The sequence below is a fragment of the Embleya sp. NPDC056575 genome (assembly GCF_042793325.1).
GTDB lineage: Bacteria > Actinomycetota > Actinomycetes > Streptomycetales > Streptomycetaceae > Embleya.
Genome location: NZ_JBHTVA010000093.1, coordinates 16,510 through 37,544, shown reverse-complemented (window position 1 = coordinate 37,544; position 21,035 = coordinate 16,510). Strand labels below are relative to the sequence as shown.

Here is a 21,035-nt window from a genome sequence, read left to right as displayed (position 1 = left end):
CCCCCAGTCTCGGAGCCCCGCACGCCGGCAGCGGCACACCCGGCGACACCGGCCCGCCCCGCACCGGCACCCCGCAACCACACGCGCAACGCCCGCCGCGAACACCCGACCGCTCGGCAACGCATCCGGCAACACCGCGCGCAGCCACGTCGTGCCCCGCTCCCCCGCTTCCCCGCTTCCCCGCTTTCCCGCTTCCCGGATACCGACCACCGTGGCGCCACAGTCGGGATCCGGGTGGTCGTCGGGGTCGGTGCTCTGGTGTCGGCGGGGGCGCGAGGCGGGCCGAACGGGTGGGGAATTGCTCATTGTTGGGGTTCTGGCGCATAGCATCGATGGGTTGATCGGCCGGGGTTGTGGAGGGTGCTGCGTGTCTCTTGTCGTGTCTGCCGACGGGGTTGGGACGGATCGTGGGGATGCGGTTGTCGTCGGTGGGGACGCGATGTCGCGGGAGGGGTTGTTCGGGGCGGCTCGGGCGTTGGCGGGGAGGATTGCCGGGGCACCGGCCGTGGCGGTGCGGGCCGATGCCTCGTTGGGGACGGTGATCGCCACGCTGGGTGGGTTGCTGGCCGGGGTGCCGGTGGTGCCGGTGCCGCCGGATTCGGGGCCGTTGGAGCGGGCGCACATCCTGTCGGACTCGGGGGCCGTGCTGCTGGTGGCGCCGGGGCCGTGGACGGACACCGGGCTGCCCACCATGGAGGTCGACTCCGCCGCTCGGTCGGCCGGCACGCTGCCGGAGCCGGGTCCGGATGCGACGGCGCTGATCCTGTACACCAGTGGCACCACCGGCCCGCCGAAGGGTGTGTTGATCTCGCACGCGGCGATCGCGGCCGGGCTGGACGGAGCGATCGAGGCGTGGGACTGGACGGCGGACGACGTACTCGTGCACGGGCTGCCGCTGTTCCACGTACACGGGCTCGTGCTGGGCGTGCTCGGGGCGCTGCGGACCGGGTCGCGGCTCGTGCACACGGGGCGGCCCACCCCGGCGGGCTACGCGGCGGCCGGGGGCAGTCTGTACTTCGGCGTGCCGACCGTTTGGTCGCGGATCGCGCAGGATCCGGACTCGGCGCGCGCGCTGGCCGGCGCGCGGCTGCTGGTGTCGGGGAGCGCGCCGCTGCCGGTGCCGGTGTTCGAGCGTGTCGCCGAACTCACCGGACACCGGCCGGTGGAGCGCTACGGCATGACCGAGACGCTGATCACGCTCAGCACCCGGGCCGACGGCGAACGCCGGCCCGGATCCGTCGGGTGGCCGATCACGGGTGTGCGGACGCGGCTGGTCGGCGAGGACGGCTCGCCGTGTGCGCATGACGGCGAGACCGTGGGCGAGTTGCAGGTCGACTCGCCGACGCTGTTCCAGGGATACCTGAATCGCCCCGAGGCCACCGCCGCGACGCTCACCACCGACGGCTGGTTCCGCACCGGCGACGTGGCGGTGATCGACGCCGACGGCCGGCACCGGATCGTCGGCCGGGCGAGTACGGACCTGATCAAGACCGGCGGCTACCGGGTCGGCGCGGGCGAGGTCGAGGGCGCGCTCCTGGCCCACCCGGCGGTCCACGAGGCGGCCGTGATCGGCGCCCCGCATGCCGATCTCGGCCAGGAGATCGTCGCGTTCGTGGTCCTGGCACCGGGCGGCGGGGTGACGGAGCGCCAACTCATCGACCACGTGGCCGCCGGGCTGTCCGTGCACAAGCGCCCCCGCCGCGTCCTCTTCGTCGCCGATCTCCCGCGCAACGCGATGGGCAAGGTCCAGAAGAAGCTGCTGGCCGACTGAACGCGTGGTGCGGCCAGTAGGCGCCCACGCCGCCGGGATCACGAACCGGTTCGTCGTCCCGGGAGTCAACGATCACGTCCGTGTCGCCTATGTCGAGACCTTGAAGGTCCGCATGCTCAAGGGGCCGCTCAGTGAATACGAGCGGTGGGAGTGCGAATGGTCGTACAAACCGGCCGACGACGCCCGGGAGTTCGTGACCGGCTCTCAGCCTCGGGTGGCGATCAGGGTGGTTTCCGGGAGGCGGATGAGGGGGATTCGGCGGTCGGTGCGGGTTTGGTAGTTGGCGTAGTAGGCGCGGTCGGCGGTCAGGGCGGCCCAGGTCTTCGTGTACTCGTCGCCGTCGAGGATTTCCGGGACGCTCCAGTACGTCGCGTGCTGCACGCGGACCAGGAGCTGCGGGTTCGCCGTGCGGTCGGACAGGTTCACGTACCAGGACGGGTGCTTGGCGGCGCCGGCGAAGGAGCCGACCACGATGCGGTGACCGTTCTCGTCCGCCCAGAACGGCAGGGCGACCTTGTGCATCCGGCCGCTCTTGCGGCCGACCGTGTGTACGAGCACGTGGTCCATCCCGGCGAGCAGCCAGACGTCGTCGCCGTCCGACTGTTCCATCTGCGAGACGTGCTCCTTGGTGAAGAGAACGATCTCCTCGGGCGAGGGCTCGATGAATTCGTCGTTCTTCTGTTCCGCCATGATGGTTTTCGCTCCAGGAAAGGCACGCGCGGCAGTTGGGTTGCGCGACTCTAGTCCGGGTCCCGCCAACCATCAATGCCGGTCTCGGGGATCCGGACGTGGTCCGCGTCACGGCTCCCGACCCCCGCCCGGGCCACCGCCGAGGCCGCTCGGACCAGCGCCGCCACCGCCGTCGAGCGGGACCGTTCGGGCCAGGCGACGGCCAGGACCGACGGCGGCGCGTCCGCGACCGGCCGGAACACGACGCCCGGGCGGGGGTAGCGGGCGGCGACCGAACGCGGCAGCAGCGGGGTTCGGCACTCCAGGGTCACCAACGTCAGCAGTTGGGCGAGGTCGCGCCCCGCGTGGCGGTGCTCCTCGATGTAGCGGTCCACCTCCTGGGGGCGCAGGCCGAGGTCGGCGAGGGTCAACGACTCCTCGGCCGCGAGCGGGTGTGCGGCGGCGAGGGCGGCCACGCGCGGTTCGGCGATCAGCGTCTCGGCGTCCAGGCCGGCGCGGTCGAACGGCTCGTGGACCAGGGCCACGTCCACCTCGCCCCGGCGCAGCAGGTCGGGCTGTTCCTGCCAGCCGCACAGCCGGATCCGTACCGGCATCGCTCCCGGTTCGGCCGCGTGGCGCGCCAGCATCGGCTCCAGCAGGTCCCCGTCACCATCCGCCTTCACCGCAAGCACCAGCTTCGGCGAGGCGTCGGCGGCGCGCCGGGCCCGGCGTCCGGCGGCCTCCAGCGCGTCCAGCGCGGGCCGCGCCTCCGCCAGGAGCACCGTCCCGGCGGGGGTCAGCGCCACACTGTGCGTGGTCCGCTCGAACAGGACCGCGCCCACTTCCGTCTCCAGCGCGCGGATCGCGCGCGACAGCGGTGGCGGCGAGATCCCCAGCCGCTCGGCGGCGCGCGCGAAGTTCAACTCCTCGGCGACGGCGACGAAGTAGCGCAGCGGGCGGGACTCCACGTACTCACCCTCTCCCTCTCGCACTCGCACCTCACCCGGTATTGCCCTGAGGGTAACAACCGGGAGCCGATCGATCCTTCAGTTCGAAGCCGCCGGCCACCAGGCTCGACGACATCCCTTCGAACATCTCTCCTGGAGTATTCGTGATCGTCGTCACCACCCCGACCGGACGGATCGGCGCGCAGGTTCTCACCGATCTTCTCGACGCCCCGGGCGCCGTCCCGCCCATCCGGGTGATCGCCCGCGACCCCGCGCGCCTGCCCGCGAACATCCGCGAGCGGGTCGAGGTCGTCGTGGGTTCGCACGCCGACCCCGTCGTGCTGAAGGAGGCGTGCGCGGGCGCCGACCGCATCTTCTGGCTGGTGCCGCCGACGCCCGGAGCGGCGAGCGTCGACGGCCATTTCCGCGCCTTCACCGAGCCGCTGCGCGACGTGGTCGGCGACGACGGCGTCCGACGCGTCGTCGCCGTCTCCACCCTCGGGCGCGGCGTGGCCGAGAACGCCGGGCAGATCTCCGCCTCGCTCGCCATGGACGAGGCGATCACCGCCATGGACGTGCACTACCGGGCGCTGTGTCCGCCCTTCCTCATGGAGAACCTGCTGCACCAGGTCGAGGCGATCCGCCGCACCGGCATGTTCTTCCTGGCCACCACCGAGGACCGAATCCTGCGCACCTGCGCCACCCGGGACATCGCCGCCACGGCGGTCCGACTGCTTCTCGACGACTCCTGGACCGGTTCGGCCGACGTCCCGCTGGTCGGCCCCGACGAGCTGACCCCGCTGGGCATGGCGGAGGTCCTGTCCGAGGTGCTGGGCCGGCCAATCGGGTTCCGGCGCACGAGCAGCGCCGAGTACAAGGCGACCCTGATCGGCTTCGGCGCGAGCGAGGCGTGGGCCCGGGGGCTCGCCGACATGGTGGACTCGCTGGACGCCCAGGGCTACTACGGCGCCGACGCGGCGAGCACGCCCGAGACCGCGCCGACCACGTTCCGCCGGTGGTGCGAGGAGGTGCTGCGGCCCGCCGTCGTGGCCTGAGCGAACCCGGTCCGCGCGCGACGCACGTGCGTGTGATCACACCGATATGGGCAGGTCGGGGTGCCCTCCCCCTCGTAGGATCGCGACAAATCCTACGAGGGGACAACGGGGCATGGACGCACGGCGATTCGTGGTGGTCAGCGGCGCGGGCAGCGGCATCGGACGGGCCATCGCGCGCCGATTCGCCGCACAGGGCGACCACGTGACCGTGCTGGGCCGTCGTCCCGGGCCGATCGCCGCCGTCGCCGAGGAGATCGGCGGCGTCGCGGTCGCCGTCGACCTGACGGACCCTCATGCGGTGGAGCGGGCCAGGGAGTCGCTGCCCGCGCGGGTGGACGTCCTGGTCAACAACGCCGGCCAGCGGCTGCCCGCCCTCGACGAGCCCGACCTGGCCGCCGTCGCCGACCACTGGCGCGGGATGTACGACCACGTCGTCCTGCCCACCATCCTGCTCACCGAGGCCCTGCTCCCCCGCATCGCCCGCCCCGGCGGCCGCATCGTGTCGATCGGCTCGACCGCCGGACTGCGCGGGAACAACGCGTACGGCGCCGCCAAGGCCGCCGTGCACGCCTGGAACCACACCCTCGCCGCCCGGGTCGGCCCCGACGGCATCACCGCCAACATCGTCGTCCCGGGCTACGTCGCCGACACCGAGTTCGCCTTCGACATGGTCCAGGACGCCGCCGAACACGCCCGCCGCGCGGAGGCCACCCTGGTCAAGCGCATCGGCCGTCCCGACGACATCGCCGCCGCGGTCGCCTTCGTCGCCTCCCCCGAAGCGGGCTACATGACCGGCGAGTTCGTCAACGTCAGCGGCGGCCACGTCCTGGGCCGCTAGCGCCGAGGTGCCGGGCGCCGAAGGGTGGGCAGGCGTCGAGTCAACGGTCGACCAGCCGTGGACGCGGGGCCTCACCCGCGGATTCCGCGTCGATGTCGTCGGTGCCGACCGGGCCGCGGGGAAGCAGCGAGTCCAGCCACTTCGGCAGCCACCAGTTGGCCCGGCCCAGGAGTGTCATGGTCGCCGGTACCAGCACCATGCGTACGACCGTGGCGTCGATGAAGATCGCGGTGGCCAGGCCGAGCCCGAACATTTTGGTGGAGGGGTCGTCGGGGACGGCGAAGGACAGGAAGACCGCCACCATGATGAGGGCGGCCGAGGTGATGATCCGGGCGGTGCCCGAGATGCCGTCGACGATCGCCGTGCCGTTGTCGCCGGTGCGCAGGTACTCCTCGCGGACGCGGGAGAGCAGGAACACCTCGTAGTCCATCGACAGGCCGAACAGGATGGCGAAGAGGAACATCGGGATGAACGACACGATCGGAACCGTCGCTTCCAGCCCGATGAGTGCGCCTCCCCAACCCCACTGGAAGACCGCGACCATGACGCCGTAGGCCGCGCCGATGCTCAGCAGATTCAGCACCACCGCCTTGAGCGGTACGAGTATCGAGCGGAAGACCGCCATCAGCAGCAGGAACGACATCGCCAGCACGGTGGCGACGAACAGCGGCAGGCGTTCGCTGGTGCGTCGGCCCACATCGGACAGGCTCGCGGTGGCGCCGCCGACGTGGGCCCTGGCCGGGCCGTGCCCGATCGCCGTGGGCAGCACGTCGGTGCGCAGCCGGGCGATGGTGTCGGCCGTGGCCTTGTCCTGAGGGCTGGTCGTCGGGAACACCACGAGGGTCGCGATGCCGGTGGCCTGATCGATGTGCGTCGGGGCGACGGACGCGATGCCCGGATCCGCCGCGACCGTCGCGACGAGTCGGTCCAGCACTCCCGGATCACCGGCGGGGTCCGCGGCGATGACGAGGGGACCGTTGGTGCCCGGGCCGAACCCCTCGGCGACGAGGTCGTAGGCCCGGCGCTCGGTACGGCTGTGCGGCAGTGAGCCGTCGTCGGGCAGGCCGACGCGCAGGCCGAGCACGGGCAGCGCGGCGGTCAGCAGCAGGCCCGCCGCGCCGACCGCGTACGGCACGGGGTGTCGGCTGACGTGCCCGATCCAGCGACGCCACCCGGCGGCGTGGGCGGCGCCTGCCGCCGGGTCCCGCCGCCGGGCGAGTCGGCCCGCCCTCCCGGTCCGCAGAGCCCGGCCGATCCGGCCGGGCCGGGCCAGGCGTGGGCCGGCGGCGCCGAGGAAGGCCGGCAGCAGCGTCACCGACGCGAGCACCATGGTCAGGACGACGATCGAGACGGCGAACCCGCCCACCGTCATGAACGGTACGTGCGCGACCGCCATGCCGAGGATCGATACGACGACGGTGCCGCCGGCGAAGACCACGGGCCTGCCCGCCGTGGCCACCGCACGTCCCGCCGCCTCGCGGGGATCGAGCCCGCGCGCGAGATACTCCCGGTGTCTGGCGAGCACGAACAGCGCGTAGTCGATGCCCACCCCGAGCCCGACCATGCTGCCCAGGACAGGGGCGAAGGTCGGGACGTCCGTCACCCCCGCCAGTACCGTCATCGTGGCGACCCCGACGGTCAGCCCGAAGACCGCCATGCCGATCGGCAGCGCGGCGGCGACGAGCGAACCGAACGCCAGGAACAGGATCGCGGCCGCGGCGAGGATGCCGATCAGCTCGCTCACCCCGCCGTCGGGGTCGGAGAAGGCGTAGAAGAGGCTCCCGCCCATCTCGACGCGCAGGGGCAGTTCGGCGCGCAGCCGATCGCCGAGATCGACGAGGGCGTCGAGGTCTTTCGCCGACAGCCGGCTCTGGTCGGGGTACTGCACCCGGACGACCGCGATCCGCCCGTCGGCCGAAACAAGGCCGCCGCGCACGGAGGTGTCCCCGCCCGCGTCGAGCGCCCCGGCCGGATCGCTCGTGCCGAGCACGTGCGGCAGCCGCCGCACCTCGGTCTGCAACCGCGTGAGAGCGGTGCGCGCGTCGCCGTGGTCGAAGAACGTCGCACCGCCGTCGCGGGGGGTGACGACCACCTGGGCGGTCATCCCCTCTTGGCCGGTGCCGGCCCGCTCGATCAGTTCCGCGGCCCGTTGGGAATCCAGTCCCGGAACGGTCATCGAGTCCGCGGTCCGCCCGCCGATGGCGATCGCGGCGACAACGGCAAGCGTGGCGGCGATCAGCCATGCCGCGATCACCCGCCAGGGATGGCGGGCGGCGCTTGCGCCCAGGCGCAACAGGGCTTTCGAGAGCATCGGTTTCTCCAACCACCTCGTCGGCCGTCCTTGTCCGGCCGCCGATGTCGAGGTTCGTCGCCACGGTGCTCCGCGGCATCGGCTCGCGGGCCGCGGATCCTTCGGCCCCGCGGCGGAGCGACGCCCCGTCCTTTCGGCCGATGCGCGGCACGGCGCGGTCCCTAGGCTGGAAACCGTGCTGCGAAACGACCTGCGAACCCTGTGGACCGAACCCCGACCGCCCGACGCGCCCGCCCGGGTGTGGCGGGATTGGGCGCTGCTCGCCGCGGCCGTGGGCGGTGTGGTGCTGGAGGCCACCCTGCGCGAGAACGTCGTGTGGCGGCCGGTGGCCGTGGTGTTCGCCCTATGGCTGTGCCTGCTGTCCCTGTGGCGCCGGACCCGCCCACTGGGGATGGTCACGCTGGCGTTCGGCTCGGTGATCCTGCTCCAGTTGGTCTCACTGGTCGCCGCGCCGGGGCCCGTCGGCCCGGACACCGGCGCGGTCGTGCTCGTGCTGGTGTACGCGCTGGCCCGGTGGGGATCGGGACGGGAGATCGTGCTGGGCGGCGCGGTGATCCTCACGGCCTTCGCGCTGTGTGTCGTCACGTACGAAACCCCGGCCGCCGAACAGGTCGGGGGCTTCGTCTTCCTCTTGCTGCCCGGCTTGATCGGGGCTGCCGTGCGGTTCCTGGTGACCGCCCGCGAGCGGCAGTTGGAGCAGGTGCGCTCCCGCGAGCGTGAGCAGCTCGCCCGGGAACTGCACGACACGGTGGCCCACCACGTTTCGGCCATGGTGATCAGCGCCCAGGCCGGCCGGGTGCTCGCGGGCACCGACCCGTCCGCCGCCGTCGAGGCGCTGGAGGGGGTCGAGGAGGAAGGGGCGCGCACGCTGGAGGAGATGCGAGCCATGGTCACCGCGCTGCGCGACCGCGGAGCCGGCGCCGAGTTGGCGCCGCCTGCCGGTGTCGCGGATCTGGAGCGCCTGACGCGCACCCCGGGTGCTCGGCTCAGGGTCGACGTGGGGCTCGACGGCGAACTGCACACGCTGCCCCCGGCCGTGGACGCGGCCGTCTACCGCATTGTGCAGGAGTCGGTGACCAACGCCATGCGCCACGCGGCCGACGCGACCGAGGTCGTCGTCCGGGTCACCGCGGAACGGCACACGGTACGGGTGAGCGTGCGCGACAACGGCCGCCACACCGGCCGAGGCCGTGCCGGATACGGACTTGCCGGGCTGCACGAGCGCGCCGCCCTGCTCGGCGGCAAACTACAGGCAGGCCCCGGCCCCGAACAGGGCTGGCATGTCGAAGCCGAGTTGCCGAGAGGGAGGACCGAAAGCGGTGCCCATCCGCGTCCTCGTCGCTGACGACCAGACCATCATCCGCACCGGGCTGCGGATCATGCTGAACGCCCAGCCCGGCATCGAGGTGGTCGGCGAGGCCGCCGACGGCCGGGAGGCGGTCCGTCTGGCCCGCGAACTGCGGCCCGACGTCTGCCTGTTCGACATCCGTATGCCCGTGATCGACGGGCTCGAGGCCACCCGGCTGGTCGCCGGCCCGGGCGTGGCCGACCCACTGGCCGTGGTCGTCATCACCACTTTCGATCTCGACGAGTACGTCTACGGCGCGCTGCGTGCCGGCGCCCGCGGATTCCTCCTCAAGGACACGGGACCCGACCTGCTGGCCCAGGCCGTACAGTCGGCGTCCGGCGGCGAGGCGCTCATCGCGCCCAGCGTCACCGTCCGTCTGCTCCAGGCGTTCGCGGACCTGCCCGCCGGCCGGCCCGCGGTCCAGCCGATCTCCCCCGTCACCGCCCGTGAGGAGCAGGTGCTCCTCGCCGTCGCTCGCGGGCTGACCAACACCGAGATCGCCGACGCACTGCACATCAGTCTCAGCACGGTGAAGACGCATCTTGCCGGCCTGATGGCCAAACTCGGCGCCCGCAACCGGGTCGAGATCGCGATGTGGGCCTACGAAACCCGCCGTATCCTCCCCGGCCCCTGAGCCGGGTGCCGGGCCGTGTCCCATGAGCCCCCGTCAGGAGCGGGTGAACGCAGGGCTGTTGCTGTCCTCGGGGACCGTCGCCAACGGCTCCGCCACCTCCGCGTGCGTCGGTCCCACCTCCGCCGCGAGCGCGTCCAGTGCGGCCAGGTCGAAGCCGTACAGCGTCGCCGCGTTGCCGGCCAGGATCGCGCGCAGTTCCTCGGGCGACGCGTCGTGGAAGGAGCGGCGCAACGACTCGCGCGTGTACGGGTAAGTGCCCTCGTCGTGCGGGTAGTCCGCGCCCCACATGTAGCGGTCCACGCCCAGTTCGTGCCGCGCCGCGGCCTCCGTCGGCGACGGGAAGCTCGCGCCCACCCAGCAGTTGCGGGCGAAGTACACGCTCGGCGGCTCGGGCAACCGGTCCGCCTCGGTGTATTTGAGTTCGCCGATCCGCCCCGACGCCATCTGCGCGTGATAGGCGTCCAGTTGCCGCAGCAGCGGCGGGACCCAGGCGGCACCCTGCTCGGTGATCGCGAACTTCAGCCGGGGAAAGCGCGCGAACGCCCCGGACAACAGCATGTGGGTCAGCGGCCGACGGGAGAACAACGTCGCCTCGGCGATCCACAGGAACGTCGCCGCCGGGTAGTCCCCGTAGTCCGGACTACCGGAGCCCCCGTGGTTGACCACCGCCAACTCCAGGTCCTGGCACACCTCCCACAGCCGGTCCCACTGCGGCGCGTACAGCGGCGGGATCCCGGTCGCGTCCGGCGGCGTGGTCGGGATCAGGATGCCCGCGAGCCCGTTCTCCTTGGCCCACACGGCCTCGGCCACCGCGTCGTCGACGTCGTTCAGGAACACCTGGGCGAGTCCGGCCCGGCGTACGGCATTCGCTCCGCCACACCACTGGGCCAGCCACCGGTTGTGCGCCCGGATCCCGGCCAGCCGGCGGGCATAGGAGTGCGCCGACGACGGTGGGCGCGCGAGCAGTTGGCCGGTGGGGAAGAACGGCGGCACCGTGTTCGGGAACACCACCTCGGCGACGATCCCGTCGGCGGCCAGTTCGGCGATCCGCCGCTCGTCGTCCCAGTTGCGGGTACGCCCGTCGCCCTGGAGGTCGCGGAACGGGTTGCGGTAGCGCCCCCGCCAGGCGTCGAACTCCTCATGCCAGGCCGGGTCCAGGAACTCCCGGTAGACGTCCATGCCCGCGCCGGCATGCCCGTCCGCCGAGATGACGGTGTACCGCCCCGAACCGCTCGCACCGCTCGACCCGCCCATCACCGCTCCCCCAGCTTGAATACCCGCATCGCGTTCTCCCGCAGGAACTTCGCCCGCACCTCGGGCTTGAACGGCACGTCCGGCAGCTCGCGGAAGATGCGCTCCAGGGACAACCCCATCGGGTAGTAGCCCGCGTACATCACCTTGTCCGCCCCACGCGTGTTCGCGTAGTCGACGATCGCCTTCGGGTAGTACTTCGGCGCGAACGCCGAGGTCATGTAGTACAGCCCCGGCCACTTGAGCATCAGCTTGACCGCCAGGTCCTCCCACGGCTCCGCGCCGTGCCGCATCACGATCCGCAGCTCGGGGAAGTCGTAGCAGACCTGGTCGAAGTGCATCACGTCCTGGCACGCGGACGGCACCCGCGGGCCGGCGATGCCCGCGTTGGACACGATCGGCAGATCCAGGTCGATGCAGGTCTGGTAGATCGGGTAGTAGCGCCGATCGCTCACCGGCACCTGCGGATTGCAGCCCGCCGGGAACGTGGTCACCGCGACGATCCCGTGCTCCTCGTACGCCGCCCGGATCCGGCGCACGGCCTTGGTGATGTCGTTCGGGTCCACCTCCAACGTCGGCCGGAACCGCTTCGGATGCGCGGCGATCGCGCGCAGCGCGGTCTCGCTCAGCCCGACCAGGCCGATCTCGACGCCGCACGCGTCCATCCGACCGATCGTCACCTCGACCGGATCGGCTCCTTCGTCCAGCCGGTTCGGCACACCCTTGAACATGTACTCGGCGGGAAACTCCATCTCGCCGCTCTCCGCGTCACGCAGTTGCGGCTTCAGGAAGTCGTAGTGGCTCCTGGCCTGCGCACTCGGGAAGCCGATCATCAGATCGACCGCGCCCAAGGCGCCGGCGGACCCGGGCGACCCGGTGGACCCGGCTTCGGACATGGCGAACCCCCTGCCCATAAAGTTGATTGACTCCATCAACTTAACAGCAGCAGGGGGCGACGGCCATAGCCAAACCGGGGTGTCAGCGGTTGGTCATCGCCTGCTTGATCAGGGTCCGACCGAAGTCCCACATCAGCCCCGTGCCCTTGTGCGCGTCGTCCATCACGTCCACGAAGCCCGCGACGAAGTGGTCCACGTCCTCCTGCCCGATCACATACGGCGGCAGCAGCTTGATCACGTCCATGTGGTCGCCCGCCACCTGGGTGAGCACCCGGTGCCGCTGGAACAGCGGTACCACCACCATCTGCGCGAACAACCCGTGCCGGGCCGCCTGGAGCGCCGTCCACCCGGCGCGCAACTTCAGCGAGCGCGGCTTGCCGAACTCCAGGCCGATCATCAGGCCCCGCCCGCGCACCTCCGCGAACAGCTCGTACTTGTCGATCAGCGGGGTCAGCGCCGCCGTGAACGCGTCGCCCATCCGCGCGCTGTTCCCGATCAGGTCCTCGTCGTCGAGCACCGCCAGCGTGGCCAGACCCGCCGCCATCGCCTGATTGTTGCCGCCGAACGTGCAGTCGTGCACGAGCACCCGGTCCATCGTCGAATAGACCTTCTTGAACACCCAGTCACGGGTCAGCGTCGCGCCGATCGGCACATAGCCGCCCGACAACGCCTTCGCGACCGTGACGATGTCCGGCTCGACGCCGTCCTCCCACTGGTACGCGAAGAACCTGCCGGTGCGCCCCATCCCGGTCTGCACCTCGTCGGCGATCAGCAGCGCGCCGTGCTCGCGCAACAACTTCTGCGCGGCGGCCAGCCACCCCGGCGGCGGCGCGAGCACACCCTTGCCCAGGATCGGCTCGATGATCAGCGCCGCGACGTCACCGCGCTTCAACTCCCGGGCCAGCGCGTCCAGATCGCCCAGCTTGATACCCACGTCCGGCAGCAGCGGCTCGAAGCCCTTGCGGAACTCGGCCGCGCCGTTGACGGAGAGCGCGCCCGTGGTCAGCCCGTGGAAGGCGTGGTCGATGTAGACGATCCGGCGCCGCCCGGTGGCGAACCGGGCGAACTTCAGCGCCGCCTCGACCGCCTCGGTCCCGCTGTTGCAGAAGTACACCCGATCCATCCCGGGCGCGCGGGCGAGCAGCCGGTCGGCCAGCGCGGCGGCCAGCGGCGGGGTGTGGAAGTGCACGATGTCCGGCAGGTCGAGCGCGATCACGTCCTGCATCGCCTTGCGCACCACGGGATGGTGCCGGCCCACCCCGTAGGTGCCGAACCCGGAGAGGAAGTCCAGGTATCGCTCACCCTTGTCGTCGTACAGGTACGGCCCCTCGGCCCGGACGTACTTCCGGTCCATGCCGATCGTCCGCAGCACGCGCGGGAGTTGCGGGTTGAGGTGCTTCGCGTGCAGCTCGAAGCCGCGGTCCGCGTACGCCTCGTACGTCTCACCCAGATCGAACGTCATCGCCCGCCGTACCTCCTGACTTGATTCGCTCGTCGTTGGCCCAGTCAAGCAGGGCCGGGGTGGCGTGGCGCAACGTGCGAAACGCCCGGAACCCGTCCACCACCAGGCGGGGCCGGAGCAGTTCGCGCTCCGGGGTGTCGGTGATCACCCGGATCACCCCGGCCGGCCGCTCCCCCGCCGCCGCCAGCAGCCACACCGACTCCATGTCCGCGGCCAGCACGCCCCGTTCGCGAAGCGTGCCCCGGGCCCGACCCTTGACCAGCTTGTCCACCGTCTCGATCGGGCCGTGATGCAGTGTCAGCTTCGGCGAGACCCGCCGCATCCACTCCAACAGCACGCCGGACGTGGGCAGTTCGATCACGGACCCGTCCGGGCCGCGCACCTCGGAGGCGACCACGACGTCGCCCACCGCGACGCCGGGGCCGACCCCCGCGCCGAATCCCGCCACCGCCAACGCGCCGAACTCCTCGGCAGGCAGCGCGGACAGGGCCCGTGCGCGGGCACGAGCCTTGTCCGCGCCCATGCCCGCGCGCACCACGCGCACGTTGAAGGCCCCCATCAGCCCCGCCTCGACCGCACGCATCTCGATCCGAAGCGGAGTGACCACCATCAAGGGCATGATCAGCCTGTCGTCCTGGCATACCGGCCGAGCGCCATCACGGGGAAGACGAGCCGGTACATGTGGTACTTGATGTAGAAGTCGCCGGGGAAGCCGGTGCCGGTGAACTGCGGCTCGTCCCACCCGCCCAGTTCGTTCTGATGCTCGGTCAGCCAGTCGATCCCACGCTGCGCGACCTCGCCGAACTCGCCCGCCGCGTGCAGCGCGAGCAGCGCCCACGCGGTCTGCGACGCGGTCGACTCGCCGCGTCCCGACCAGGTGTCGGCCTCGTCGTAGCTGCGCAGATCCTCGCCCCAGCCGCCGTCCGGGTTCTGCCGGGTCTCCAGCCAGGCCACCGCGCGCCGGATCGCCGCGTGCCGGGGGTCGACTCCCGCGGTCACCAGCGCCGGCACCACCGCGCCGGTGCCGTAGACGTAGTTCGCGCCCCAGCGGCCGAACCAGGAGCCGTCCGCCTCCTGATGCTCCATCAGCCACTTGACGCCGTCGGCGACATAGGAGCTGTAGCGGGCGCCGCCGTCGGCCAGCATCTCCACGATGTGCGCGGTCACGTCGGCCGAGGGCGGATCGGTGACCGCGCCGAAATCACTGAACGGCAACTTCAGCGGCAGGATGCTGACGTTGTCCGCGTCGAACGCGCCCCACCCGCCGTCCTTGCTGCGCATCCCGGCCGTCCACCGCTCGGCCCGGTCCAGGACCGCGGCCTTGCGCGCCCCGTCGGGGTGGTCGGTGTAGCGCAGGGCCATCACGATCTCGGCCGTGTCGTCGGTGTCCGGGTAGTAGTCGTTGGCGAACTCGAAGGCCCACCCGCCCGGTTCCAGATGCGGCCGGCGCACCGCCCAGTCGCCGACCTCGCGGATCTCCTCGTCCATCAGCCACCCGGCCGCCTTGACCACCCTCGGGTCGCCCGCCGGGACCCCCGCGTCCCGCAGGGCGACCAGGGTCAGGCCCGTGTCCCACACCGGCGACTGGCACGCCTCGAACCGGCGGCGCACCTCGCCGTCCTCGTCGGTGTCCACGATGGTGAAGCCGTCCAGGCCCTTGATGCCCTGTGCCATCACCGGGTGGTTGAGCGGATACCCCATCAGCCGCAGCGCGATCAGCGAGTAGACCCACGGCGGTTGGATGCCGCCCCAGCCGCCGTCGGCCTCCTGGCGGCGGATGATCCACTGCTCGGCCTTGCGCATCGCGGCCTGCCGGATCGGCTTGATCGGCCGCTTCCGGTACTGGTGCAGCCCGGCGTCCAGCGCCCGGAACACGCGCGACCACGGGTCGGCGGCGGCGGCCTTGCCCACCACCGGCTTGGTCGGGCGCAGTTCGGCCAGGCCGAACGGCGCGGGCCGGACCGGGCGCATCGAGCTGACGATGGTCAGCGGCACGATGGTCTGCCGGGCCCAGCAGGCGAAGTCGTAGACGTTGAGCGGGAACCACTTGGGCAGATAGACGATCTCCGGTGGCAGCACCGGCAGTTCGTCCCACGACCACCAGCCGAAGAAGGCCAGCCAGAAGCGGGTGAACACCCGGGTCTCGGCCAGGCCGCCGCCGTCGCGGATGAACTCCGCCGCCGCGGCCATGTGCTTGGCGTCGGGGGCGTCGCCCGCCAACTTCAGCGCCACGTAGGCCTCGACCGTCACCGACAGGTCGGCGGGGCCGCCGAAGAAGGTCGACCAGGTGCCGTCGGCGCGCTGGTTGGCCCGGATCCACCGGGCGCTCGCCGCGGTCTGCTCCTCGGTGCGGATGCCCAGGAACTCGCGAAAGAGCAGATCCTCGGCGTCCATCGTGACGTTGGTCTCGAGTTCCCCCTTCCACCAGCCCGCATCGTCCTGAAGCTCCATCAGATGAGCGACGGCCTTGTCGAGCGCGTCCCTGACCCTGTCATCACTGACATCGCCGATTCCCGGCTGGGCGGTCACTGTCATCTCTTCACAACTCCCGAGTGGTGGTGAAGGCCGCGAGAGAGGTCAGGTCCGTGTAGGTACCTTGCGGGACGTCCAGGGAATCCAGGCAGGCCATCGCCTGCTCCAGGCGCCGAGCCGCCTCGGTCTCGGTGCGGGCACGTCCGCCCGCGTCCTCGACCAGGCGCGCGGCCAGGGCCAGTCCCTCCTCGTTGCGCGGTCCTTCGTCCGTGTAGATGCGCGCCAGCTCACGGCCGGCGGTCGTGTCGCTCGCGAGCGCGGCGACGACCGGCACGGACTTCTTGCGCCGGCGCAGGTCGTTCCAGGCGGGTTTGCCGGTCACCTCGGGTCGCCCCCAGATGCCCAGCAGGTCGTCCACCGCCTGGAAGGCGACGCCGAGGTGGTGCCCGAAGCCGTACAGCGCCTGCACGGTGCGCTCGTCGGCGCCCGCGAGGGCCGCCCCGATCGCCGACGCGCAGGCCAGCAGGGCCCCGGTCTTGTTGCCCGCCATGGTCAGGCACTCCTCGACGGTGACGTCGAGTCGGGCCTCGAAGGACAGGTCCTGGGACTGTCCGTCGATCAACCGGGCGGTCGCTTCGGTCAGCAGGCGGGCCGCGCGATCGCCGTCCGCCTCGTCGGCGTCCATCAGGACCTGTTCGGCCAACACGAGCAGTCCGTCGCCGGCCAGGACGGCGAGGCCGGGACCGAAGACCTTCCACGCGGTGGGCCGGTGCCGACGTTCCTCGTCGCCGTCCATGAGGTCGTCGTGGATCAGCGAGAAGTTGTGCACGAGTTCGACCGCGACCGCGCCCGGCACGCCCACGGCGGTCGGCGCGCCGACCGCCTCGGCGGACAGCAGCGCGAGGGCGGGGCGCAGCGCCTTGCCGCCGTTGCCCGGCAGTTCGCGGCCCGCCTCGTCGGCCCACCCCATGTGGTACGCGGCCACGCGGGCCAGGGGCGGTTCGAGTCGGGCGGTCGCGACCCGCAGCGCGGGGCGACTCGCCTCGCGCGCGCGATCGAGCACGGCGGGGGCGATCGATGCGTCGGCGAGCGTCATAGCGGCGTCGTCCTCTCCGGAATGGCACGGGTGCGGCCGAGATGCGGGAGGGCCTCACGGGCGGCGGAAAGGCCGCTGCGAACGGCGCCCTCCATCGTCGCGGGCCATCCGGTGGCGGTCCACGCCCCGGCCAGGGCGAGACCGGGGATCGCGGTCCGGGGGCCGGGACGAAGCCGGCCCGAACCGGGGGCGGGACGAAAGGTCGCGGATCGTTCCTTGGTGACCACGAACCGCTCCACCCGGGCCTGCCGGGCAGCGGGCAGCACGCGGGCCAGCTCCGGGACGAACCTATCCCGCAGCTGCGCGCTCGTCAGGTCGATTTCCCGACCCGCCGCGGACAACGACACCGCCACGTAGCGGCCCGGCGCCAAACCGTGTCCGGCGCTGCGGTCGAACATCCACTGGACCGGGCTCCCGACGCCCGCGGTGAGCGGGACGTCCAGGACCGGGCGGTCGTAGACCACGTGCAGGTTCACGATCGGCGAGGTGCCGAGGCCGGTGAGCAGGTTCGGGTCGGCAAGCACGTCGTCGAGCAGCAGGGCACCCGCGGGCAACAACCGGGCCGCGTCGTAGTGCGGCACCGCCAGCACCACCGCCTCGGCCTCGATCCGCTCACCGCCCGCGTGCACGACGAAGCCGCCGGCGCCGGTGTCAAGCGCGTCGACCCGGGCCCGCAGCCGCACCCGGACCCCGGCCTTGGCCAGCGCGCGGGCGGAGGCGTCGCCGTGCAGTTCCTGGAGCGGGACCAGGCTCCACCCGATGTCCGCGCCGTCGTTGCGGTCGAGCACGCCGGTGCGGAAGACCTTGACCGCCATGGCGAGCGAGGCCTCGGTCGCGGGCAGGTTGAGCGTGGCGATGCCGATCAGGTCCCACATCGCCTCGCGTTCGCGGGCGGTGACGCCGAACCGGTCCAGCCACGCGGCGAAGGTGACCTCGTCCAGGGCGGGGTCGGCCGGGTCGAGCCGGCGCAGGGCGAGCGCGGCGAGGCCGACCCGGGCCCGGCCGGCCATGGTCAGCAGCGGGTAGCGGGCCAGCGCCGAGGACAGGTGCAGCGGGGCGGGCAGGCCGGAGCGGGCGAGCCGGGTCCGGGTGCCCCAGGGGGTACGGACCGGGACGTGCATCCGGGGCTGGAGGTAGACCTTGTCGGCGCTGCCGATGCGCTCCAGGAACGCGATGTATTCGGTACAGCAGCGCAGGAAGACGTGTTGCCCGTTGTCGAGCCACATGTCGTCGCGGCGCAGCGAGAACGTCGCCCCGCCCAGTCTGGGTCGGCCCTCCAGGAGGGTGACCTCGACGCCGGCGTCGGCGGCGGCGAGTGCGGCGGTGATGCCCGCCAGGCCACCCCCGATCACCACCATGCGTGCGCTCATGCCTTGCTCCGTACCCACGTGATCAATCCCTGTACCGGCCCCTGCGACCGGTTTGTCCCACCGGCTCCGGGCCGGTCAACGCTCGACGTCTCACCGCCCGCGTGCGAGCAGCGAGCGAGCGCCGACCGGCAGTCCGGCCAGCGCGCGCGCGGCGATCTCGGCCTTCTCCCAGCCCGGGAGGGAGAGCCGACCTATCAGCACCTGGCCCGGTTCCTCGCGGATCCGGGTGAGCAGCCGGCGGTAGATGCCCGCCATCGCCCCGGTGCTGGCGGCGCTGCGCCGGTCGAGCAGCGGGAGCAGGGTCAGACCCCGCTCGAAGAGTTGCTCGGCGCGGTCGGCCTCGAACCGGACCATGTCGTCGAACGCGCCGCTCTGGGTGAACCGGCCGCCCCGGTGCCACGCGTCCTCCAGGCCGAACTTGGCCAGGTCCTCGCGGGGCAGGTAGACCCGGCCGTTGTCCTTGTCCTCCTTGATGTCGCGGAGGATGTTGGTGATCTGGAGCGCGATGCCCAGGGTGTCGGCCAGGTCGGGCGCGTGCAGCGGGTCGCGGGAGCCGAAGATGCCCAGCGAGAGCCGGCCCACCGTGCCCGCGACGCAGCGGCAGTAGACCCGCAGCTCGTCGAAGGTCTCGTACTCGGTCTCGCGCACGTCCATCTCGACGCCGTCGATGAGTTCGTCGAGCGCGGACAGCGGGATCGGAAACCGGGTCGCGGCGTCGGAGAGCGCGACCGCGACCGGATCGCGGTCCGCGCTCAGGTCCTTGAGCTGCTTGCGCATCCGGGCCAGCTCGGCGACCTTGCGGTCGGCGGGCAGGTCGCCGTCGCCGATGTCGTCGATCTCTCGCGCGAAGGCGTACACGGCACTGAGCGCGAGGCGCTTGGGCTCGGGCAGCAGCCTGATGCCGTAGTAGAAGTTGCGCGCCTGATTGCGGGTCAGGCGCTCGCAATACGCATACGAAGCGTCGACGTCCATGGTTCCCCTTTTACCTCTTTCGTACCAGTACGCCGGACAGCTCGCGCAGCAGGGCGGCCTTCCCGGGCTTCGCCCGGTGGGCCAGGACGTCGAAGCCGACGTCGCCGATCGCGGCCAGGGCCGCTCTTCCGCCGGCCACGAACCCGGCGATCGCGAGGCGCTCGCGCCCTCGCAGTGTCCCCGCGAGCGGTGCGCCGGTGCGCAGCAGCCGCGTCGCGCGGTGAGCCTCGTAGGCGATCAGCCGCCGCACCGCGGGCGCGGCGGCGGGCGCGGCGAGGTCGGCCTCGGTGACGCCGAACCGGTCCATGTCCTCCCGCGGAAGGTAGATCCGGTCGCGGGCGAGGTCCTCCGCCACGTCCTGCAGGTGCTCGACGATCTGGAGCGCGGTACAGATCTCGTCGGAGCGGGCGATGCGTTCCTCGGTGGCGCGACCGAACACGTGCAGCACGATCCGGCCGACCGGATCGGCGGACAGCGCGCAGTACGCGACCAGGTCGTCGTAGGTCGCGTAGCGGCGGACCACCTGGTCCTGCCGGTTGGCCTCGATCAGACCCAGGAACGGCTCGATCGGCAGATCGAGTTCGCGCACACTCGGTTGCAGCCGGCGCAGCACCTCCAGGCGCGGTTCGCCGGTGAAGACCCGGCGCAGGTCCGTCTCGAACGCGTCGAGCTGGGCGACCCGGTCCCCCTCTGCCTCGTCGCCGATGTCGTCGACCAGGCGGGCGAAGCCGTAGACGGCCAGCAGGTGTCGCCGGTGGTCGGGGCGCAGGATCCCCATCGCCACGGGAAAGTTCTCGTGGCCGGCCTGACGCATGACCACGTCCGGGTCGATGATCGCGGCGTCGATGCCCGCCGTGTCGTCGTCACTCGCGCCGGGTGCGCGCTCGAGACCGCGGGAATCACTCCCCATATCTCTCCCTGGGCCCCCGAAAACATCCCCAACATTACAGTTGGCCAGGAATTCGTGCCGTCCCGGTCGGTCTGACGGTTCAGCTTGCCCGATCGAAGTCGGATCGATCAAGCACCGAGAACACGCGTGTCATAGCTCACCCGGGCTTTTCCTTCGCGAAACACTTTTGTTATCACCGTGAACGTCCGGGGCACCCTCGACGATCCCCGTACCACTCAGGACGTCCGGCATGCCCCGGTGGTTTCCGGGCACCTGCGGAGGTTTCGACACCCGATCCCCTCCTTGCGGAGTAGTGCGGAGTTCCACCTTCCGCATGAGGAGTACGGCGATTATCCGTGCGCAATGGACCAAGTGGGGTCGATAAAGCGAGTGCTCGGCGAAATGTTGATCAACTTTCCGGATTTGCGGAATACCCGGAGGATAGCGGTGCGCGCCGACACGCCGCCGTACACCGAATCGATACCCGAATGCGCGACTCCTCGGCGATCGGCCTCCACCCGGCCGATCGACGGTCCACACATCCGGGACTTTTGCCCCTGCGCACGCGGCCGGCCCCCGGGCACCCTGGAGGCATGCCGGACGACACGAATCGATACGCGCGGGCCCTGCGCGAGCTCGCGCCCGAGGACGCGCTCGCCCTGATGGCCTCCGTGCCGATCGGGCGGGTCGTGTTCACCCTGGACGCGCTGCCCGCGATCCTGCCGGTGCGCTTCCGGCTCGACCGGGGCGCGCTCGCCTTCCGCCTGGCCGCCGACCGGAGGGTACACGCGGCGCTGCACGACAGCGTGTGCGCGTTCGAGGCGGACGCCTGGGACGCACGCGAGCACGACGGGTGGACCGTCACGGTCACCGGCCGGGTTTCGAGGGTGGACGAATCGCACGAGCACGCGCGCTTGGCCGAGGTGCTGCCGCCCATGTGGGAGTCGGAACACCCGCACCGGTTCTTCCGGATCGTGCCGGAGGTGGTCGCCGGGCGGCTGCTCCGGGCGGCGGACCGGCCGATTCCCGCCTGAGCCGCGCCGGGGCCCGGAGC

General features: G+C 71.7%; 18 protein-coding genes. 6 read left to right on the top strand and 12 right to left on the bottom strand.

What is annotated here, in order from left to right; genetic code table 11:
• The first annotated feature begins 439 nt into the window (after window positions 1–439).
• Window positions 440–1,771 (top strand): acyl-CoA synthetase, encoded by a 1,332-nt coding sequence (locus ACFRCG_RS43295; RefSeq protein ID WP_380042088.1) that lies wholly within the window; start codon window positions 440–442, stop codon window positions 1,769–1,771.
• Window positions 1,772–1,975: 204 nt separating this feature from the next.
• On the opposite strand, the gene ACFRCG_RS43290 is transcribed toward ACFRCG_RS43295, so the two are convergent.
• Window positions 1,976–2,461, bottom strand: coding sequence for a nitroreductase/quinone reductase family protein (locus tag ACFRCG_RS43290; RefSeq protein ID WP_379996581.1), 486 nt, complete (start codon window positions 2,459–2,461; stop codon window positions 1,976–1,978).
• Between the two features lie 50 nt (window positions 2,462–2,511).
• Window positions 2,512–3,408, bottom strand: a complete 897-nt coding sequence (locus tag ACFRCG_RS43285; RefSeq protein ID WP_380042086.1) for a LysR family transcriptional regulator — start codon at window positions 3,406–3,408, stop codon at window positions 2,512–2,514.
• A gap of 143 nt (window positions 3,409–3,551) precedes the next feature.
• On the opposite strand from ACFRCG_RS43285, the gene ACFRCG_RS43280 reads away from it, so the two are divergent.
• Complete coding sequence (locus ACFRCG_RS43280) at window positions 3,552–4,442, top strand: NAD(P)H-binding protein (protein WP_380042084.1); 891 nt, start codon at window positions 3,552–3,554, stop codon at window positions 4,440–4,442.
• Between the two features lie 112 nt (window positions 4,443–4,554).
• Window positions 4,555–5,280 (top strand): SDR family NAD(P)-dependent oxidoreductase, encoded by a 726-nt coding sequence (locus ACFRCG_RS43275; protein ID WP_380042082.1) that lies wholly within the window; start codon window positions 4,555–4,557, stop codon window positions 5,278–5,280.
• Window positions 5,281–5,320: 40 nt separating this feature from the next.
• On the opposite strand, the gene ACFRCG_RS43270 is transcribed toward ACFRCG_RS43275, so the two are convergent.
• Window positions 5,321–7,591 (bottom strand): MMPL family transporter, encoded by a 2,271-nt coding sequence (locus tag ACFRCG_RS43270; RefSeq protein WP_380042080.1) that lies wholly within the window; start codon window positions 7,589–7,591, stop codon window positions 5,321–5,323.
• 175 nt (window positions 7,592–7,766) lie between these two features.
• On the opposite strand from ACFRCG_RS43270, the gene ACFRCG_RS43265 reads away from it, so the two are divergent.
• Both ACFRCG_RS43265 and ACFRCG_RS43260 read left to right on the top strand, forming a co-directional pair.
• Window positions 7,767–8,936 (top strand): sensor histidine kinase, encoded by a 1,170-nt coding sequence (locus tag ACFRCG_RS43265; protein WP_380042078.1) that lies wholly within the window; start codon window positions 7,767–7,769, stop codon window positions 8,934–8,936.
• Window positions 8,911–9,573: a response regulator gene (locus ACFRCG_RS43260; RefSeq protein WP_380042076.1), complete on the top strand. Its 663-nt coding sequence runs from the start codon at window positions 8,911–8,913 to the stop codon at window positions 9,571–9,573. Before ACFRCG_RS43265 ends, ACFRCG_RS43260 begins: the two co-directional genes overlap by 26 nt.
• A gap of 33 nt (window positions 9,574–9,606) precedes the next feature.
• On the opposite strand, the gene ACFRCG_RS43255 is transcribed toward ACFRCG_RS43260, so the two are convergent.
• From ACFRCG_RS43255 to hpnC, 9 genes are all read right to left on the bottom strand, one after another.
• The gene (locus ACFRCG_RS43255; RefSeq protein WP_380042074.1) at window positions 9,607–10,827 is read right to left on the bottom strand and encodes an amidohydrolase family protein; all 1,221 of its coding nucleotides are present in this window, start codon (window positions 10,825–10,827) and stop codon (window positions 9,607–9,609) included.
• On the bottom strand, window positions 10,827–11,720 hold the full coding sequence (locus tag ACFRCG_RS43250; RefSeq protein ID WP_380042072.1) for an amidohydrolase family protein: 894 nt from the start codon (window positions 11,718–11,720) through the stop codon (window positions 10,827–10,829). Before ACFRCG_RS43250 ends, ACFRCG_RS43255 begins: the two co-directional genes overlap by 1 nt.
• An 82-nt stretch (window positions 11,721–11,802) precedes the next feature.
• The gene (locus tag ACFRCG_RS43245; protein WP_380042070.1) at window positions 11,803–13,182 is read right to left on the bottom strand and encodes an aspartate aminotransferase family protein; all 1,380 of its coding nucleotides are present in this window, start codon (window positions 13,180–13,182) and stop codon (window positions 11,803–11,805) included.
• Window positions 13,163–13,792, bottom strand: coding sequence for a 1-hydroxy-2-methyl-2-butenyl 4-diphosphate reductase (locus tag ACFRCG_RS43240; RefSeq protein WP_380042068.1), 630 nt, complete (start codon window positions 13,790–13,792; stop codon window positions 13,163–13,165). The genes ACFRCG_RS43245 and ACFRCG_RS43240 overlap by 20 nt, the downstream gene beginning before the upstream one ends.
• 11 nt (window positions 13,793–13,803) lie before the next feature.
• On the bottom strand, window positions 13,804–15,717 hold the full coding sequence (gene shc / locus ACFRCG_RS43235; RefSeq protein ID WP_380042066.1) for a squalene--hopene cyclase: 1,914 nt from the start codon (window positions 15,715–15,717) through the stop codon (window positions 13,804–13,806).
• A 4-nt stretch (window positions 15,718–15,721) separates the two neighbouring features.
• Window positions 15,722–16,750 (bottom strand): polyprenyl synthetase family protein, encoded by a 1,029-nt coding sequence (locus tag ACFRCG_RS43230; RefSeq protein ID WP_380042064.1) that lies wholly within the window; start codon window positions 16,748–16,750, stop codon window positions 15,722–15,724.
• A complete protein-coding gene (hpnE, locus tag ACFRCG_RS43225; protein ID WP_380042062.1) occupies window positions 16,747–18,120 on the bottom strand; it encodes a hydroxysqualene dehydroxylase HpnE in 1,374 nt (457 codons plus the stop codon). The genes ACFRCG_RS43230 and hpnE overlap by 4 nt, the downstream gene beginning before the upstream one ends.
• A 90-nt stretch (window positions 18,121–18,210) precedes the next feature.
• A complete protein-coding gene (hpnD, locus tag ACFRCG_RS43220; protein WP_380042060.1) occupies window positions 18,211–19,092 on the bottom strand; it encodes a presqualene diphosphate synthase HpnD in 882 nt (293 codons plus the stop codon).
• A gap of 10 nt (window positions 19,093–19,102) precedes the next feature.
• Window positions 19,103–20,002 (bottom strand): squalene synthase HpnC, encoded by a 900-nt coding sequence (hpnC, locus tag ACFRCG_RS43215; RefSeq protein ID WP_380042058.1) that lies wholly within the window; start codon window positions 20,000–20,002, stop codon window positions 19,103–19,105.
• Window positions 20,003–20,574: 572 nt separating this feature from the next.
• On the opposite strand from hpnC, the gene ACFRCG_RS43210 reads away from it, so the two are divergent.
• Entirely contained in the window at window positions 20,575–21,015 is a 441-nt protein-coding gene (locus ACFRCG_RS43210) for a pyridoxamine 5'-phosphate oxidase family protein (protein WP_380042056.1), read from the top strand.
• The last annotated feature ends 20 nt before the right edge of the window (window positions 21,016–21,035 follow it).

Coding starts and splice junctions, on each gene's coding strand:
- ACFRCG_RS43295 (WP_380042088.1), top strand. CDS start 440: ATGTCGCGGGAGGGGTTGTTCGGGGCGGCTCGGGCGTTGGCGGGGAGG.
- ACFRCG_RS43290 (WP_379996581.1), bottom strand. CDS start 2,461: ATGGCGGAACAGAAGAACGACGAATTCATCGAGCCCTCGCCCGAGGAG.
- ACFRCG_RS43275 (WP_380042082.1), top strand. CDS start 4,555: ATGGACGCACGGCGATTCGTGGTGGTCAGCGGCGCGGGCAGCGGCATC.
- ACFRCG_RS43270 (WP_380042080.1), bottom strand. CDS start 7,591: ATGCTCTCGAAAGCCCTGTTGCGCCTGGGCGCAAGCGCCGCCCGCCAT.
- ACFRCG_RS43255 (WP_380042074.1), bottom strand. CDS start 10,827: ATGGGCGGGTCGAGCGGTGCGAGCGGTTCGGGGCGGTACACCGTCATC.
- ACFRCG_RS43250 (WP_380042072.1), bottom strand. CDS start 11,720: ATGTCCGAAGCCGGGTCCACCGGGTCGCCCGGGTCCGCCGGCGCCTTG.
- ACFRCG_RS43245 (WP_380042070.1), bottom strand. CDS start 13,182: ATGACGTTCGATCTGGGTGAGACGTACGAGGCGTACGCGGACCGCGGC.
- ACFRCG_RS43240 (WP_380042068.1), bottom strand. CDS start 13,792: ATGGTGGTCACTCCGCTTCGGATCGAGATGCGTGCGGTCGAGGCGGGG.
- shc (WP_380042066.1), bottom strand. CDS start 15,717: ATGACAGTGACCGCCCAGCCGGGAATCGGCGATGTCAGTGATGACAGG.
- ACFRCG_RS43230 (WP_380042064.1), bottom strand. CDS start 16,750: ATGACGCTCGCCGACGCATCGATCGCCCCCGCCGTGCTCGATCGCGCG.
- hpnE (WP_380042062.1), bottom strand. CDS start 18,120: ATGAGCGCACGCATGGTGGTGATCGGGGGTGGCCTGGCGGGCATCACC.
- hpnD (WP_380042060.1), bottom strand. CDS start 19,092: ATGGACGTCGACGCTTCGTATGCGTATTGCGAGCGCCTGACCCGCAAT.
- hpnC (WP_380042058.1), bottom strand. CDS start 20,002: ATGGGGAGTGATTCCCGCGGTCTCGAGCGCGCACCCGGCGCGAGTGAC.
- ACFRCG_RS43210 (WP_380042056.1), top strand. CDS start 20,575: ATGCCGGACGACACGAATCGATACGCGCGGGCCCTGCGCGAGCTCGCG.